Genomic DNA, 1485 nt, shown 5'->3' with positions numbered 1-1485 from the left:
TTCTTATAGTAGGGGCTATAATAGGTGCTTATATAGGAGGTTCTCAAGCCAATGGTACCTATAACCCTTTTAAATGGGACTTTAACAATGTTGATACTTGGATAGGAATGGTAGGAGGAGCTGTAGTAGGAGGCGTCTCGGGGGGCGTAGCGGCTTATGCAGGAGGGTTAGCTGCGGCAGGATTAGCAGCCTATGGAATTACCGGAGGAGTTATAGGAGGTGCTGTAGTAGGAGCCACAAGTGGACTTGTGGGAGGAGCAATAAGTGGTGGTTTTATGTCGTTATTACCCGGAGGGAATGGGAAGTTTTGGGAAAGTGCTGGTTGGGGAGCTTTGTCTGGTTTTGTAGGAGGAGCTATATTAGGAGGAGCTACAGGAGCTCTTACCACCCCTAAAGGACATAATATTTGGACAGGACGAGAAATACAACAACCTGTTCAAACCTTAGAAGGAGCTCCTATAAATATTAACCTTGAAGCTAATGATTTAGATGGTTTAAGTTTACAAGATGCTAAACTTCAAATAAAGCAAGCTATTTCTGATAATGGAGGACCAATAAAATATAGAGCCGAATACATAAAAAAAGTTACAGGGCTTGATGTGAATCATAATTGGAATAGAGAAACTATTGAAATAGTTGCAGATCACGGAAAAATATTTAATTCTGTAGGAGGAGATGGTAGTAAACAAATATTAATACAAATGTTAGGAAAAAAATATGGTGTAGATGGTGTTTATGAAATAATAATTAGAGATGGTGTTGTTACTCATCAACGTTTTATACCTGGAGGTGTTATTAATGGAATGTATAATCAAAGTGGAAAGGGAGTTAGTGCTCCCCCAACTTGGTGGAAATAAAAATAATTAATAAAGAATTTATTATGATTTTATTTGACAAAGGTTTTATGCTAAACGACTGGAGAACTGTATATGTAGGATTAAAAAAACATTGGCTTACTCCCAAAGAAATATTATCTTATTGTGAATATGGCTATATACTATGTAGTGAGGAAATGTTTAGTGGAATGTATATGTCGTCTGAACTCTCAGATGAAAATCTTTTAAACTTAACAAGAAAGATATATCCTGACCCGATTTGGGAAAAAATTGATGATGATCTTTATGAAAGACAAATAGAAGTAAGTAAGAATTACTATTTATTTTGGGCTGTGGAAAAATTATTAGAAATAGTAGCTTTAGGTAAAGATAAAACATCTAAATTATATGAAGTAGATATGATACATTCAGAGTTTGACTGGCCTATCGAATGGCATAATTTCATATATTATATGCCACCTAAAAAGGGAGAAAAGATGGGAATAGATGTTTTGTATGATGACTTAATAGAATATATAGATAATTCTACAAAACGATTAATAGAGAGTAAGACTATAGAGCTGAAAAAGGTATAATAGCTGAAAGACTCTTTGACCCTTGGGGACAACCCATAAAAGTAGAAGATGGAGCGGGAAAAGTGTTACAAGGT

General features: G+C 35.4%; 1 protein-coding gene and 1 pseudogene. Both read left to right on the top strand.

Annotated features, from left to right (window positions below; translation table 11 throughout):
- Nucleotides 1-857 (top strand): annotated as a pseudogene (locus HMPREF9074_RS12495) (sugar-binding protein); the annotation flags it as partial.
- A 23-nt stretch (nt 858-880) separates the two neighbouring features.
- Nucleotides 881-1411 (top strand): DUF2247 family protein, encoded by a 531-nt coding sequence (locus tag HMPREF9074_RS11365; RefSeq protein WP_034540938.1) that lies wholly within the window; start codon nt 881-883, stop codon nt 1409-1411.
- Nucleotides 1412-1485: the final 74 nt, after the last annotated feature.

The sequence above is a fragment of the Capnocytophaga sp. oral taxon 329 str. F0087 genome, from assembly GCF_000213295.2.
In the GTDB taxonomy this organism is placed as follows: Bacteria; Bacteroidota; Bacteroidia; order Flavobacteriales; family Flavobacteriaceae; genus Capnocytophaga; species Capnocytophaga leadbetteri_A.
Note: the sequence above shows the minus strand (reverse complement) of the source record. Positions and strands in the feature narration are given on the sequence as shown.